This window comes from Chryseobacterium lathyri (assembly GCF_019970085.1).
Classification (GTDB): domain Bacteria; phylum Bacteroidota; class Bacteroidia; order Flavobacteriales; family Weeksellaceae; genus Chryseobacterium; species Chryseobacterium lathyri.
Genome location: NZ_JAHXYG010000005.1, coordinates 1 through 13,576 on the forward strand (window position 1 = coordinate 1; position 13,576 = coordinate 13,576).

At 37.2% G+C, this 13,576-nt stretch carries 17 protein-coding genes and 1 riboswitch; of the genes, 5 read left to right on the forward strand and 12 right to left on the reverse strand.

The window, feature by feature from the left end; all coding sequences use genetic code 11:
- From LC418_RS15855 to LC418_RS15890, 8 genes are all read right to left on the reverse strand, one after another.
- A partial coding sequence (locus LC418_RS15855) for an MvdC/MvdD family ATP grasp protein (protein ID WP_338075552.1) occupies positions 1–607 on the reverse strand: 607 nt, incomplete at its 3' end.
- Positions 608–688: 81 nt separating this feature from the next.
- Positions 689–916 carry a microviridin/marinostatin family tricyclic proteinase inhibitor gene (locus LC418_RS15860; RefSeq protein ID WP_111960784.1) on the reverse strand — a complete coding sequence of 76 codons (228 nt, stop codon included), beginning with the start codon at positions 914–916 and terminating at the stop codon, positions 689–691.
- 48 nt (positions 917–964) lie between these two features.
- A complete protein-coding gene (locus tag LC418_RS15865) occupies positions 965–1,036 on the reverse strand; it encodes a microviridin/marinostatin family tricyclic proteinase inhibitor (RefSeq protein ID WP_223560199.1) in 72 nt (23 codons plus the stop codon).
- 198 nt (positions 1,037–1,234) lie between these two features.
- Positions 1,235–1,480 (reverse strand): microviridin/marinostatin family tricyclic proteinase inhibitor, encoded by a 246-nt coding sequence (locus LC418_RS15870; RefSeq protein ID WP_111960782.1) that lies wholly within the window; start codon positions 1,478–1,480, stop codon positions 1,235–1,237.
- A gap of 114 nt (positions 1,481–1,594) precedes the next feature.
- Positions 1,595–2,380 carry an alpha/beta fold hydrolase gene (locus LC418_RS15875; protein ID WP_223559868.1) on the reverse strand — a complete coding sequence of 262 codons (786 nt, stop codon included), beginning with the start codon at positions 2,378–2,380 and terminating at the stop codon, positions 1,595–1,597.
- Positions 2,381–2,386: 6 nt separating this feature from the next.
- The gene (locus LC418_RS15880) at positions 2,387–2,791 is read right to left on the reverse strand and encodes a hypothetical protein (protein ID WP_223559869.1); all 405 of its coding nucleotides are present in this window, start codon (positions 2,789–2,791) and stop codon (positions 2,387–2,389) included.
- A 12-nt stretch (positions 2,792–2,803) separates the two neighbouring features.
- Complete coding sequence (locus LC418_RS15885) at positions 2,804–3,523, reverse strand: pyridoxine 5'-phosphate synthase (RefSeq protein ID WP_111960776.1); 720 nt, start codon at positions 3,521–3,523, stop codon at positions 2,804–2,806.
- Positions 3,524–3,638: 115 nt separating this feature from the next.
- Positions 3,639–4,907: a mechanosensitive ion channel family protein gene (locus LC418_RS15890; RefSeq protein WP_111960774.1), complete on the reverse strand. Its 1,269-nt coding sequence runs from the start codon at positions 4,905–4,907 to the stop codon at positions 3,639–3,641.
- A 122-nt stretch (positions 4,908–5,029) separates the two neighbouring features.
- Here LC418_RS15890 and LC418_RS15895 point away from each other — a divergent pair, with 122 nt between their 5' ends.
- Positions 5,030–5,521 carry a DUF456 domain-containing protein gene (locus LC418_RS15895; RefSeq protein ID WP_223559870.1) on the forward strand — a complete coding sequence of 164 codons (492 nt, stop codon included), beginning with the start codon at positions 5,030–5,032 and terminating at the stop codon, positions 5,519–5,521.
- Between the two features lie 11 nt (positions 5,522–5,532).
- Complete coding sequence (locus LC418_RS15900; RefSeq protein ID WP_223559871.1) at positions 5,533–6,042, forward strand: hypothetical protein; 510 nt, start codon at positions 5,533–5,535, stop codon at positions 6,040–6,042.
- Here LC418_RS15900 and LC418_RS15905 read toward each other — a convergent pair.
- From LC418_RS15905 to LC418_RS15915, 3 genes are all read right to left on the reverse strand, one after another.
- A complete protein-coding gene (locus tag LC418_RS15905) occupies positions 6,029–6,670 on the reverse strand; it encodes a uracil-DNA glycosylase (protein ID WP_223559872.1) in 642 nt (213 codons plus the stop codon). The two genes, LC418_RS15900 and LC418_RS15905, sit on opposite strands and share 14 nt — an antisense overlap.
- Before the next feature lie 149 nt (positions 6,671–6,819).
- Positions 6,820–7,821, reverse strand: a complete 1,002-nt coding sequence (locus LC418_RS15910) for an acyltransferase family protein (RefSeq protein ID WP_223559873.1) — start codon at positions 7,819–7,821, stop codon at positions 6,820–6,822.
- A 28-nt stretch (positions 7,822–7,849) separates the two neighbouring features.
- A complete protein-coding gene (locus LC418_RS15915; RefSeq protein WP_223559874.1) occupies positions 7,850–8,359 on the reverse strand; it encodes a GNAT family N-acetyltransferase in 510 nt (169 codons plus the stop codon).
- 59 nt (positions 8,360–8,418) lie between these two features.
- On the opposite strand from LC418_RS15915, the gene LC418_RS15920 reads away from it, so the two are divergent.
- A complete protein-coding gene (locus tag LC418_RS15920) occupies positions 8,419–10,566 on the forward strand; it encodes an endonuclease MutS2 (protein WP_223559875.1) in 2,148 nt (715 codons plus the stop codon).
- Between the two features lie 70 nt (positions 10,567–10,636).
- Here LC418_RS15920 and LC418_RS15925 read toward each other — a convergent pair whose 3' ends face one another.
- Complete coding sequence (locus LC418_RS15925; protein WP_223559876.1) at positions 10,637–11,707, reverse strand: GEVED domain-containing protein; 1,071 nt, start codon at positions 11,705–11,707, stop codon at positions 10,637–10,639.
- Positions 11,708–11,940: 233 nt separating this feature from the next.
- Here LC418_RS15925 and LC418_RS15930 point away from each other — a divergent pair, with 233 nt between their 5' ends.
- Positions 11,941–12,738, forward strand: a complete 798-nt coding sequence (locus LC418_RS15930) for a hypothetical protein (RefSeq protein ID WP_223559877.1) — start codon at positions 11,941–11,943, stop codon at positions 12,736–12,738.
- A 52-nt stretch (positions 12,739–12,790) separates the two neighbouring features.
- Positions 12,791–12,969, forward strand: a riboswitch (cobalamin riboswitch).
- A 117-nt stretch (positions 12,970–13,086) separates the two neighbouring features.
- The gene (locus tag LC418_RS15935; RefSeq protein WP_111960756.1) at positions 13,087–13,470 is read left to right on the forward strand and encodes an acyl-CoA thioesterase; all 384 of its coding nucleotides are present in this window, start codon (positions 13,087–13,089) and stop codon (positions 13,468–13,470) included.
- Positions 13,471–13,576: the final 106 nt, after the last annotated feature.

Sequence of the window (13,576 nt, forward strand, 5' to 3'; positions counted from 1 at the left end):
GGAAGATCATCGGGCAGTAAGCAATGTCTGCAATATGTTCCAGGGTATCTTCTTCAATGATCATCGTTGAAATAAGGTTCTCACCGCTCATTGATTTTGCGGTCAGGCTATGAAGTTTTGCAACCGCCTTACCATTACAGAATTCATGAAAAAAGGCAGTGATCTGGTGTTCATCGTTGGAAAAAATGGTTTCAGGAATAGTCAAATGATTGTCTTTAGCTATTTTCAGCTGAAGCATTTTGTTTCCATCGATCTTCCTTTCATTTTCATAGGGATTGATCCATGGAATATCTTCCAAAACAGTGATCAGGTTATAACGGAGATTTGCGTACGCGCTCAGGAATATTTTTTTGTAGTCTTCATCCAGTTCCTCAGGAACGCTTATTCCCCAGGCCTTTCTGTGCCACACTGCCTTGATATCTTTGGAATGAACGGTATTTCCAGACTCATCAGTGAGTTCAAATGAATCTTCATTCACACTGATCTTCTGGAGATGGTTCATCCGGTCAGAGTTGAGCCTGAAACAGGAAATATTCTTAGAAGAAAGATATTCAAAAAAAATATCAATATTGTAAAAATCATTCGAGTGGGTAATGCAGAGAATCATTGGCCGGATTTTATTAAAAAAGGAAACTTAGTGGTAAGTTTCCTTTGAAAGATTGTATAATACGATTATTTCTTTAAAGTATTAGTCTAATGGTACTGTTGGGGCATCATCATCTCCGTCAGATGGATACTTCATTGTATGCATCAGATCATCTTGAGGTGAAGTCACCGTATCAACTGACGGTTTTGTGATCACATCTCTTTCAGGAATAGTAATCTCACCACCTCCTTTCACTGTTTCCGGATCTTTAAGCTGCTTTTCTAAAAACGAAGCAAAAAACGGCTTCTTTTGTGAATTCTTGTCTTTCATAATAATTTAGTTTTGGTTAAAATATGTTTTAAATTTTTCTAGAGAAATTTAAACAACATCATCATCACCGTCAGAAGGATATTTCATCGTAACCAAAAGATCCTTGCTTGGAAATGTCACGTGATCAAAAACCTGTGCTGTTACATTCAACTGAAGGTGCCGTAACGATATCGTTATCAGTGTTGTTAATAATTCCGCCTCCCTGGATGGTATCCGGATCTTTGATCTGCTTTTCCAGGAATGAAGCAGAAAAAGCTTCTTTTTTAAATTCTCGTCTTTTATGGTAATTGAGTTAGATTATATTGTCTTGTATGCTGATTATAGAGCATCCAGTTCTCCACTCTCATCACTATCGGAAGGGTATTTCAGTGTCACTACCTGATCTTTTAACTGCGATGTTGCATTATCTAGGAACGGTGAAGTCGTTATAGTGTCTCTCGTTGGTACAGTAAGTACATCAGTAGTAGGTGTTGTAATTCCACCTCCTTGAATAGCTTCAGGATCCTGAATTTGTTTCTCTAAAAACGAAGCAAAGAATGGCTTTTTTGAGTTTTTCTTTTCCATAAGTTATTATATTTAGTTTTATGCAAACTAAAATACAAAAAATTTCAATACACGGGGATATATTGTTTTATTTTAAGAAAATTTTAACTAAATCAGTAAAAAGAAAGAATTAAATTAATTTAAACCCAAAAAAACTTTAACAACTTTCGCGAAATCAACTGGATTTTCAGCCTGAACCCAATGTCCGGCGTTTTTTACCGTAACAATTTTAGCTTTTGGAAACTGCTGTTTGATTCCGTATTCATCCTGAGGAAGGATATAATTTGATTTTTCGCCTGCAATAAATAAAGAATCGCCTTCAAAAACCCCAAATTTTACCGCATTAGAAACAAATTCGTTATATTTTTCAGATAAGGTTTTAAGATTGAATCTCCAGTTCAGCTTTTTATTGTCGTCCCAGTACAGATTTTTTGCCAGAAACTGGATCGTAGATTTTTCAGGAATGTATTGGCTTAATATGGCTTCTACATCACCACGTGAGTCTGCCGTATTGAAATCTACCGTTTCAAGGGCTTTAATAATCCCCTGATGATGCGGAGGATAGGCTTTTGGGGAAATATCCACTACAATCAGCTTTTCTACTCTTTCAGGGTATTTTAAAGCAAACTGCATCACGGCTTTCCCCCCTAAGGAATGACCCAAAACATGGGCTTTCTGAATACCATAATGATCCATATAATGGGCAATATCGTCTGCCAGATCGTCATGTGACATACTTTCGGAATGAAAGCTTCTCCCGTGATTTCTAAGATCGATCAAATGTACCGGAAGATACTCTCCTAAGTCTTTTCCAAAACTTCCCCAGTTGTCGAGCATTCCAAACAGTCCGTGAAATACAAGAAGTGGCGTAACCGTAAGGTTCTCGCCGAATATTTTTGAATTAAGTATATTATTATCCATTATGTATTAGTCTAAAAATGATGAAAAAAATTCTCCAACTGCCTGAAAGATATCCCCAATATCCAGCCAGGATAAATCGATTTCTGTGTCGGAAAGCTCAGGAATAACGAAATTGAATCCTCCTGAAGAAATTCCCTCCAGCATGGCCTGCTTCATTTCGGCATAATCGCAGATTTCTCCCGAAACTTTATGATATGAATCAAAATCCTCATGCGAGGAAAAAACAGCCATTCCCCAACAGGAATAATCAATTGCACCGCTTATATTACTCCATGAAGTTTTTTGATTGGCTTTTTTTATTTCTTCAGGTTTATAAAATTTCTTCTTACCGTAATCATCTACAAGGATGCTTCCTAGATCTTTAATATATTTTTTCCTGTCTTCAGGTAAAGGGGTACAAAATTCGTTCATCTTATTAATCAATTACCATTTTGCCAGTCTCTTCAAATAAGCCTGAACGGTGTTTTCAAGTCCCATATAAAGGGCTTCGGAAACCAAGGCATGCCCGATTGAAACTTCAAGAAGATTTGGAATCTGGTCCGCAAAGTATTTTAAATTTTCCAGGCTCAGATCATGCCCCGCATTGATTCCCAAACCGAATTCCGTAGCAGCAACCGCTGTATCATAATAAGGTTTTATAGCCTGTTCTTTGTTCGTCAGATAGTTTTTCGCGTAAGCTTCAGTGTAGAGCTCAATTCTGTCAGCTCCTGTTTTTGCAGCGTGCTCTACCAATTCCGGTAAAGGATCAAGAAAAACAGAGGTACGGATTCCTGCTTTTTTAAATTCTGTAATAATCTCGGTCAGAAAGTCCAGATGTTTTTTAGTGTCCCACCCTGCATTGGATGTAATGGCATCATCTGCATCAGGAACCAGGGTTACCTGTTCAGGCTTTACTTCCAGAACCATATCAATAAAAGAGCGGTGCGGATTTCCTTCAATGTTGAATTCTGTTGTAACCAGCGGTTTCAGATCATATACGTCTTTTCTTGTAATGTGCCTCTCATCAGGTCTCGGGTGAATGGTAATCCCCTGTCCTCCAAATTCCTGGATTTTTATTGCTGCTTCTGTTACGCTTGGCGTATCACCTCCCCTGGCATTTCTTAATGTTGCAATTTTATTAATGTTTACACTTAGTTTTGTCATTTCTTTATTTAGATGTTATTTTTAAGAGATTAGAAATTAGCTCTTGGAATTACTTCTCTAGTTAGATAAAAGTAATGGTCAAATTATAATAATCTCTAGTTTCTGACTTCTTTATTTATGCCTTAATGCTTATTTGCATCACCTGAAGATCAAATTCTTTGGAAGCTACCAGGAGATGGTCGAAAATATCAGCCTGGATCTGCTCAAAATGTTCCCATTTAGAATCATTTGCAAAACAATACACTTCAAGGGGAAGTCCCTGTGGTGTAATATCCAGCTGACGAACCATTTTAGCTCCTTTTTGATCTATATCCGGATCATTCTCTATATATTTTTGGGCGTAATACCTAAAAACCCCGATATTGGTAAGCTGCCTTCCGTTAATGGTCTTATCATTATGCTTCAGGTCCTGTTTTTCTTTTTCTATCTCCAGTGTTTTCTCTTGAAGGTAATCTGAGATCAGGTTGATTTCTTTTAAACGTTCAATATCTTCTTCATTCAAAAATTTAAAAGAATTGATATTAAAGTAAATAGATTTTTTGATCCTTCTCGTATTGGATTCGGACATGACCTGAAGGTTTCTGATCTCTGTCGTCAAAAGGTCATAGGTAGGAATTGTAGAAACTGTTTTATCAAAATTCATGACTTTCGTTGTCAGAAGGCTGATATCTATAATATTTCCTTCCATACTGTATTTGGGAATGCTTACCCAGTCCCCTACCTTAAGATTTTTGGAAGTAGCAACGTGTATCCCGGTTACAAAACCTAAAATGGTATCTCTGAAAACCAGTACCAGTACAGCTGTAATAGCTCCTAAACTCCCGACAATAGTGGTTCCTTTAATTCCAAATATGACGCATATTCCCAATACGGAAAATATGAAGATTCCTAAGATCTTTACGGTTTCTGAAATAGCATTCAGCGCCATGATCTTATAAAAGTCCTGCTTTATGGTAAAATAATTTCTAAAACCCGTTAATGACCTGTAAAGCATTCCGGCAAGAATAAGTACAAGCCCCAAATTGATAGATCTGTTAATAAAAATATTTGTTTTAGGGAGTGCCGTTGCCGGAAATATAGAAGGATGTATTCCTGCGACCACCAAAAGAGCGGCAAAATGAGCCACAGAATTGGAAATCTTAGACTGATAAATTGACCGGATGATCGGATATTTTTCGTCATTCCGGAAAAACCTGAAAATAAAATTGATCGCAAATTTAAAAACAAAATCTACTACTAAAAATACAGCACACAAAAGTGCCAGCTTGATAATAATATGAACAACCCAATCCATCCCGCCGGGTGTTACCTGGCTGATATAGATGTATAGCTGATCACTTATTTCCTGCAAAAAATTCTTAGTGTCTTGTATTTCGTCTTTCATTACGGCAAATTTATAAAATTAAGAATGATGATCTTACTATTGACAATCAATTTTCATCCCAAATATTAAAAAGGCTTCTGCGAATTTTCTTTTTTCCTATCTTGCATTGATAATTTAAAAGAATGGATACCACCTTAATTAATATTCTCTGTCTCATTTTATTGGTTCTCGGGATGCTGGGAACTTTCCTGCCTGTACTTCCTGGGCTTTTGCTAAGCATCTGCGGACTTTTAATTTATAAATTCGGGACAAATGCAGATTTGCCGATGATTTATATCTGGGCATTTGGGATCCTCACAGCAATTTCTGTAGTTTTAAGCTATGTAATTCCAGCAAAAACCAACAGGAAATACGGTGGAACGCGTTGGGGAAGTATCGGATCAGTTATTGGGACCATCGTAGGAATTTTCATTCCTATTCCTTTAGGGTTTCTGATCGGAATGTTTGCCGGGGTATTTATCGGGGAACTTCTTCATGACAGTAAGGATATGAATAAGGCCTTACAATCTACTAAAGGTGCATTTATCGGCTTCATTTACGGAACCGGTTTTAGTCTTGTGGTAGGTGTGGCAATGTTTTTGGTAGTAGTTTTAGATATGCTTGATATTATTTAAAAAATAAAAATATGTTCCATAAAGCCATCATACTTAGTCTGGGACTGCTCACTTTAGCAGGATGCAATGCCCAAAAGAAAACAAAAGCCCCGGGATCAACCGCCGGAACCCCTTCTCCTATGAATGAAACCAAAAATTCAGCACAAAAAGGAGGCGTCATTTATTTTAATCAGGGAGAAAATAAATTCCTTAAAGAATACGAAATGAATGTGACCTTCAAAGGTATTTCTGAAGACAGCCGCTGTCCTGAAGGAGTTGCATGTATTTGGGCAGGAGTTGCCGTAGCACAGGTAGAAGTTATGGGGACTTACTCCCGCCCTATGGTTTTAACACTTGCCACCATGGATAACACGGGGCGAAATTACCACAAGTCTGCAGAATTCAACGGATATACCATTTCACTGGAAGAATTAACTCCTTCCCGGAAAGCTGAACCAGGAGGAAAAGATTTGGATGGACAGTACAGAATCGGGATCAAAATTACAAAAGCTGACGGGAAATCAAATTCTACCAAGAAATAGGTTTCTTCCCTTTTGAGACCAGATATTCATTGATCTTTGAGAAGGGTTTGCTTCCATAAAAACCTCTATGTACAGAAAACGGTGACGGATGCGCCGATTTTAAAATAAAATGCTTAGCCGGATCTATGAGTTCGGCTTTTTTTTGTGCGAAAGCCCCCCAAAGAACAAATACTACATTCTCTTTTTTATCCGAAATTTCTTTAATGATAAAATCTGTAAATTTTTCCCAGCCTAAATCTTTGTGAGAGTTAGGTGAATGGGCACGAACCGTTAAAGTAGCATTGAGTAATAATACGCCCTGCTTTCCCCAGTCATCCAATTCTTTGGAGGTTCTTTCAATTCCCAGGTCGTCTTTTAATTCTGTAAAGATATTTTTAAGTGAAGGCGGTGCTGCTACCTGCTCTGAAACGGAAAAACACAAACCATTGGCCTGATAGTCATTATGATAAGGATCCTGCCCCAGGATCACCACCTCAACATCTTCAAAAGGAGTAATCTCCAGTGCTCTGAATATCTGTTTTTTAGGTGGAAATACTTTAGTTGTTGCGTATTCCTGCTTTACTTTTTCCCAAAGGTTGGTAAAATATTCTGTTTTCTTTATCGGGGCTAAAACTTCTGTCCAGGTCATGGGATTGGTATGATAATTTGTAAATGTATTAATGTGATATAATTCTTCCTTTACCGAAATTATATTACAAAAATATTCTTTAATTCCTGGATAGCCAAATCTGGTAATATAATGATTGTATGATATAGTTATTGAAATGACTGGGTGAGTTACGTTTGAAATATTTTCACTCTTTTTTCAATAAGTATGTAAGAAAAATAAGACAACAGAATAGAAAATCCAATCAGAAGAAAATTATTGAGATGGTAGGAATCTACAATGACTATTTTCTGTCGCCTTACGATATAATGGATAATATATAATGAATATGAAATATTTCCTAGAAAGTAAACTGCTTTTGTTTCTAAAAAACTTTTGACCAGACTCTTTTTTTCTGAATACAGATGCTTTATAATAATTGCTGACAGTAACGGAATAAAAAATAATCCTCTTGCAGTGTACAGAAGTAAAAAGGATAGAATAACTACACCATAAATAAAAAGGTTACTTTTCTTTATTTTTATTCCCTGTAAAAATGCAATGCCAATTCCTATAAAATAGCAGGATACCGTTCGCAATAAAGAACTTACTCCAAAAACGATATCAAGGTATTGAGAAGATCTGTCTATCTCAAGCGGTGCATCATCAAAATATATGTCCGGCAGATAAGAAACAATACCTCTTAAAGCTAAACCTAATATGATCAGGAACCAACTGTTTAGTTTATATTTAAGTATGCCCCATAGCAAAAAGGGAAATATCAGATAACAAATCCATTCTGTGCTCAATGACCAGTACACTTCATTTAATGAATAATTAGGATTAAAAAAACACTGTATAAGTGCTGCATTGACTAAAAATTGAGCCCAGGTAGGATTTTTTGCTATAAAAAGGATGATAAAAACAACAGACAAAAAATATACGGGATAGATCCTGTTGACTCTTTTCTTATAAAACCTCTGCACACCGTCAAAAGTCAGGTGCTGAAATTTTCCCGAATAAGATACCGCCAGCAGAAAAGCACTCAGTACAAAAAAGATATCTACCGCTACATATCCCTTCCCATTCACGGACTGGATCCAAAAATTTCTAAAGTAACTGAAATGGAAAAATGTTACCCATAGCGCAACAATACCTCTAAACCCTGTTAATGATTTTATTTCATTTTTCATATGCTAAACAATGCAGTCTGTGGGGAAATCAATTCATTATTTTCTTTAAACTAAAAATAATATTGTCGGGAAAATCCTCATCTTCTCTGTTCTCTTCCAAAACAAAATTATGCTTCAAAAGAAGACCTTTCGAGTTTTCATTAAGCTTGTGGGTAATCGCTAAGATTTCCTGTAGATGTAATTTATTAAATCCATAATCTAAAACAGCTGTTAAGGCTTCAGACATAATTCCTTTTCTGTGATAGTCCGGTAATAATTCATAGCCGACTTCAGCCGTTTTTCTGTCTTCAGAAAAATTCCACAGACAGATGGTTCCGATAAGATTCGGCTGATTTTTATAGGTAATTCCCAGATAAAGGGTTTGCCCGTTCTGAGTTCGTTCTTTAATCGTTAAAATAAATTGCAGAGCATCATAGTTCGTTTTCGGAGAATTCCTTTTCACAAACTGATTAATAGTTTCGTTGCTTCTAATCTTCAGGATATCTTCTACGTGGCTTTCGTTAATTTCCTTTAATATTAGCCGGTCTGTTTCAATCATTAATTTGGTAAATATCTCAAATATACATAATAATCACATTTTCTCACTAAATTTGCAATGTGTATATAAATAAAGAAGATTTAAACGAATTAGAGTTTCCGCAATTGCTCGCGGAAATCTCTCCATTTGCGTATTCTCCGAAAACGAGAGAAAAAATTCTTCAACTTCGTCCCATGGAAATTGACGAGGCGGAACTTTCATTGAAAAAAACGTCGGAGTACCTTTCGAGTTTTGAGAGTTCAAATGCAATTCCGTTCGATGAATATGAAGATATCGAAAGTGAGCTGAAATTAATGCTGATCGAGAATTACCGTCTGGAAAACAGTGCTTTCATTAAAATAAAAACCTTAACTGAACAGATAGGAAAACTTCAGAAGTTTTTCCCGACCATGCCCGACACCTTTCCTAACCTGATAGGAGATGTTTCTGAGCTGGAATTCAAAAAAGAGATTATTGATAAGATAGATAAGGTCTTTAACCGTTTTGGGGAAGTAAAAAGTGATGCTTCTCCTGTGCTAAAGGAGCTCAGAGCTGAAATTCAACAGGCTAAAAAAGCCATTCAGGAGAATTTCAACCGTGCGCTGTTCAATTACGGACAAAGCGACTTTCTGGATGATATCCGCGAAACTATTATTGAAGATCAAAGGGTTTTAGCAGTAAAATCCGGGTTTAAGAAAAGGGTGGCAGGAAGAGTTTTAGGAATTTCAAAAACAGGCTCTATCACATATATTCAGCCGGATAGCGTTGTAAAACATTACTTTAAGCTGCGCGAAAGTGAAGAGGAAGAGAAGAAAGAGATCGATAAGATCCTCAGAAAACTGACTGCGGAACTGGCAGAATTCCAACCTCAGCTTTGGAGATACCAGATTTATATTTTTGATCTTGACTTTACAAGAGCAAAAGCAAAATTTGCTGAGCTTGTTAACGGAATTCTTCCGAAGATTAACCGTCACAGGACGTTAAAGCTAAAAGACGCATACCATCCGCTGTTATGGCTGAGAAATAAAGTAGAGAACAAAACTATTTTCCCACAAAGCCTGTCATTGACAGACCATAACAGAATTATCTGTATTTCCGGACCGAATGCAGGAGGAAAATCTATCACACTGAAAACCGTTGGGTTGCTTCAGCTGATGATCCAGAGTGGAATTCTGGTACCGGTACATCCGAGGTCTGAAATGTTCTTCTTCGAAAAGATCATGACCGATATCGGAGACAACCAATCGATCGAGAATCATCTGTCTACTTATTCGTCAAGGCTTAAAAAAATGGCAGGGATCATCCGTGAAGCTGATGCCAATACGCTTTTGCTTATTGATGAATTTGGAACCGGATCTGATCCTGAACTTGGCGGTGCCCTTGCGGAAAGCTTCATGGAGTATTTCTATGATAAAAAGAGTTTCGCCATCATTACCACGCACTATACAAATATCAAACTGGTGATAGAACAGCTTCCGAATGCTGAAAATGCAGCAATGCTTTTTGATGAGGAAACCCTTGAGCCGATGTATAAGCTGGAAGTGGGACAGGCAGGAAGCTCGTTTACCTTTGAAGTAGCCGAAAAGAACAGGATCCCAAGGTTTATTATTCATGCTGCCAAAAAGAAAGTAGAACATGATATTGTCAATCTTGATAAAACGATTGTAAAGCTTCAGCAGGAAAAATTTGAAGTTGAAAAACTGAAAACCGATCTTGCGGAAAGAAAGGAATCTGTGGAAGACAAACGCGACAATCTTCAGAAGCTGAACGAGCAGCTGCAGCAAAAGCTTTTCAACTTTCAAAAACTATATGAAGAAGAACACCGAAAGCTTCAGTTTGGAAATAAGATTGAAACGTTTATCGACAGCTATGTAAAAGGAAAATCCAGAAAAGACGTTGTCAAGGATTTTGTGAAACTGCTTGAACAGGAAAAATTCAGAAAAATAGGTGCTGATAAAGATGAATCGAAACGTCTTCAGGTGGTGAAAAGAAAGATCACGCAACAGCTTAAAAAGGAAGATGTAATTGAAAAGATTGCTGAAACCAATGAAAAGCTGGAAGAAAAACGTAAAACCGACCGTGCCGTCTGGATGAAAGAAGGACAGCGTGTCCGTATTCCGGGAAGTACCAGCGTAGGAACTATTGAGAAAATTTCCAAAAATAAAGTGATCGTCAACTACGGAACTTTCAAAACAACAATTAATGCAGATGAGCTGGAAAGAATCTGATGATTTAGGATTTATAGCTTAAAACTTATAAAAAAATAGCGCTGAAAAATCAGCGCTATTTTATCTTTATTTATTTCCTGATAAATTTCAACCGGGTTGTATTTTCTTTACTTTTAAGCTGAATAAAGTAAATTCCTTTAGCGAGATAACGAATATCTACTGTATTTTCAGAGGTTCTTCCCTCTCCCACTTTCTGCCCTGAGACTGAGAAAATTTCATACTCAGCTTGTGAGGAAAGTCCTGAAATATATAAAACGTCTGAAGCAGGATTCGGATAGATACTTATTTCTTTGGATTTCCCAGTTTCATCTACAGCAAGATTCATGTTCACAAAAGTTACTCCATAGTCTTCCACTTCTCCATACGTAAATATTTCGCATGGACCAGCAGGCTGTGTTTGGCTGATGATTACCCTCATTGCTGTTCCGCACTGGGTTATACCGGCAAAAGAAGGAACATTAAATATAAAAGCTTTAGGATTTGTAGAATCTACCATAGTAGAAACGATCATTTCCGAAGCTTCAAAAATGGCGTTCGCATTAAAATCTATCCACGCTTTTACATAAGATGTCCCCGGTACTGCTGCCCAACTGGGTGTTACCGATAAAACATTATTTACACTACCCACCCCAAGCTGTATGCGGCGGGGTAAGTCCATACGAAAATCCGTATGGTTTGACATCGATGAAGCACTTACCATTGCCGGAAGTCCCCCGGAAGGAGTTATCGTAACGTTCGATAAATACAATGTTCCCAAATTAGTAGAAGTGGATCTGCAGTAATTAAGATGGGTATAAAAGGTTAACGGAAAGGATATATCTCCGGACGCATTATCAATCACCTGAACCATATGCCCCAGACAGGGTGTGAGATTATCCAGATCAGCAGAAGTGGCCCCGGCAGGAATATTCATCGAGAGCCATACCGCAGATGTTGAGGCCCTCCATTTCACGGTATAGCCTGTAGCTCCCGGTATAGGATCCCAGGTGATATGTGCAGAAGTAAAACTGATATTGGAAGCTGCTAAATTCATCGGAACAGTAAAGGCAGATTCTGCGCACATATTGTCTATTCTACTGGCTGCCTGAAATTGTACTGCACCTGAAAAAAGCAGAAGCATAAAAAGTAGGTTTTTGATCATATTTATTTGTGTATGGATTTTCGTTTGAAAAATAGTTTAAATTATTTACATATTATTAAATTTTAATTAATAAATACTCCATTTGAAACGTTTTACACAAAAAAATTTATTATTTTCTGATCAGATAATAACTTTTTTAGAACATATTGATCATTTTAATCAAATACTGTTATATTTTACTGATCAAAAAAACATTTAATTTATATATTTGAGGGATCAAAAATTTTCATCAAATGATTTCCATAAACAAAGCATTGTACCTCTCCGCTTTCAGCCTTTTTTCTTTGGCATTTGTCAAGGGACAGAATAAGGTTCCTTTTGGTGTTGTAAAAGCTGAAGAAGGCTACGCCAACGTGCGCGTCCATAAGGATGACTACAGAAAAATCGTAGACAAGATCCGGATGCGTAAAGGGGATGTATTTGTTTATGTAAAACCTGCACCCGGAGAAACGGAATGGGTATGGATTAAATATCCTGAAAAGCAGGATGAGGAAAAACCTTTTGTAAGATATGAGAATCTTGAGAAGGAAGGGATGGTAAATAAAGGGCGTATTGCCTTTATAGACCAGCTTCCTCAGTTTACACCTTCTAAATCCAAGAACGGGAAATCACTAATCTTCACAGACAACAGCAATCCAAAAATACCGACTTCACAAAGAACCAAGGTGGTTATTGACGTTTATCCGTCCAATGCCGGTTACAGAAAGCAGGAAAAAGATACGGATGGAAAGATCCTTACGATTGATAAAGTAAAACCATGGGGAATTAAAGACGGGCTTCCGGAAGGGATGACTGAGATTAAGTCCATCAGAGTACAACAGCCGGGAAGAGGTTCTGTTTTTGTAAGGGAAGCTATTAAAAATATGTTCCAGCCTACCATGGATTTCAATAATGTCGGAGTAACGGCTCTTGACAATGATCACATCTATCTTTATATGATCAATAGCTCTGGTGAAAACAGATATGTCACACTTTGGACCATCAAGGAAGGAAAGGTAATGAGCCAGATTATTTACAATAGTCCGGAATAATTGTCGTTTTTCGCAGTAATATTCTTATTTTTGCCCTGAAAAAGTTTAACGCTAATTCATCACAGAAATTGGTTCTGCTTAACGCAGATTAAAAGGGAACCGTGTGAAAATCACGGACTGTCGCGCAACTGTAAGTAACTGAAGTCTTTATCAAGGATCCACTGTGCAGGGCACGGGAAGGAGATAAAAGATGTTACAAGTCAGGAGACCTGCCTATTTCTTTAAACAAGAAACTTTCGCGATTTGAAGTTTATTGATCTGATGGACTGCTTCAGGGATTCTCCATGATTCCTGTCACTGTTCTGTTATTTTGATATTATTTCATTTCGCATTAATTAATAATGAAATATGACTACAGAAGAAAGAATTGCAGCATCCGAGACCAGAATTTTTAAAGCGGTTTTTCCCAACACTACCAATCACTATGACACTCTTTTCGGAGGTACTGCCATGCAGCTGATGGATGAAGTAGCTTTTATCACTGCAACCCGTTTTGCAAGAAAAAGAGTGGTAACTGTAAGCAGCGATAAGATCGATTTTAAAAAGCCTATCCCTGCAGGAACCATTGTAGAGCTGATCGGAAAAGTTGACTATGTCGGAAAAACCAGTATGAAAGTGAATGTAGAAATCTATACGGAGCAAATGTACTCGTATGAAAGAGAAAGAGCCATTGTGGGTGATTTCACTTTTGTAGCGATTGATGAGTTTAAAAAACCGATAAGAATAATGTAGAGAATAAGTTTCGGGCGGCCTTTGGCCGCCCGAAACCCTTTATAAGGTAAAAAAAAATTGTATTTGTAAAATTGTATTATTCTGATAAGTGAAACGCTCTTGTTTA

What these genes read in the sequence shown, in the direction of transcription:
- LC418_RS15860 (WP_111960784.1), bottom strand. Translation starts at nt 916, where the DNA reads ATGAAAGACAAGAATTCACAAAAGAAGCCGTTTTTTGCTTCGTTTTTA.
- LC418_RS15870 (WP_111960782.1), bottom strand. Translation starts at nt 1,480, where the DNA reads ATGGAAAAGAAAAACTCAAAAAAGCCATTCTTTGCTTCGTTTTTAGAG.
- LC418_RS15875 (WP_223559868.1), bottom strand. Translation starts at nt 2,380, where the DNA reads ATGGATAATAATATACTTAATTCAAAAATATTCGGCGAGAACCTTACG.
- LC418_RS15880 (WP_223559869.1), bottom strand. Translation starts at nt 2,791, where the DNA reads ATGAACGAATTTTGTACCCCTTTACCTGAAGACAGGAAAAAATATATT.
- LC418_RS15885 (WP_111960776.1), bottom strand. Translation starts at nt 3,523, where the DNA reads ATGACAAAACTAAGTGTAAACATTAATAAAATTGCAACATTAAGAAAT.
- LC418_RS15890 (WP_111960774.1), bottom strand. Translation starts at nt 4,907, where the DNA reads ATGAAAGACGAAATACAAGACACTAAGAATTTTTTGCAGGAAATAAGT.
- LC418_RS15895 (WP_223559870.1), top strand. Translation starts at nt 5,030, where the DNA reads ATGGATACCACCTTAATTAATATTCTCTGTCTCATTTTATTGGTTCTC.
- LC418_RS15900 (WP_223559871.1), top strand. Translation starts at nt 5,533, where the DNA reads ATGTTCCATAAAGCCATCATACTTAGTCTGGGACTGCTCACTTTAGCA.
- LC418_RS15905 (WP_223559872.1), bottom strand. Translation starts at nt 6,670, where the DNA reads ATGACCTGGACAGAAGTTTTAGCCCCGATAAAGAAAACAGAATATTTT.
- LC418_RS15910 (WP_223559873.1), bottom strand. Translation starts at nt 7,821, where the DNA reads ATGAAAAATGAAATAAAATCATTAACAGGGTTTAGAGGTATTGTTGCG.
- LC418_RS15915 (WP_223559874.1), bottom strand. Translation starts at nt 8,359, where the DNA reads ATGATTGAAACAGACCGGCTAATATTAAAGGAAATTAACGAAAGCCAC.
- LC418_RS15925 (WP_223559876.1), bottom strand. Translation starts at nt 11,707, where the DNA reads ATGATCAAAAACCTACTTTTTATGCTTCTGCTTTTTTCAGGTGCAGTA.
- LC418_RS15930 (WP_223559877.1), top strand. Translation starts at nt 11,941, where the DNA reads ATGATTTCCATAAACAAAGCATTGTACCTCTCCGCTTTCAGCCTTTTT.
- LC418_RS15935 (WP_111960756.1), top strand. Translation starts at nt 13,087, where the DNA reads ATGACTACAGAAGAAAGAATTGCAGCATCCGAGACCAGAATTTTTAAA.